1 pseudogene is annotated in these 253 nt (G+C 46.6%); it reads left to right on the top strand.

The window, feature by feature from the left end:
- Positions 1 to 253: pseudogene (locus LJE08_RS14235) on the top strand (acetate CoA-transferase YdiF); the annotation flags it as partial.

Here is a 253-nt window from a genome sequence, read left to right as displayed (position 1 = left end):
CAGGAAGGCAAATTCGAAAAGCTGATCAAGAAAGTAAGCTCCGTCACCTTCCGTGCAGAGCAGGCGGAAAAGCAGAAGCAGGAGGTTATCTACATCACGGAAAGAGCAGTATTCAGACTGCTGGACGGCAACGTGGTTCTAACAGAAATCGCTCCGGGAATTGACTTACAAAAGGATGTTATTGATCAAATGGGCTTTGTGCCTGAAATTGCAGAGGATCTGAAAGTAATGGATGCTCGCATTTTCCGGGAAG

Source organism: Holdemanella sp. DFI.5.55 (assembly GCF_020593575.1).
GTDB classification, from domain to species: domain Bacteria; phylum Bacillota_I; class Bacilli_A; order Erysipelotrichales; family Erysipelotrichaceae; genus Holdemanella; species Holdemanella hominis.
Note: the sequence above shows the minus strand (reverse complement) of the source record. Positions and strands in the feature narration are given on the sequence as shown.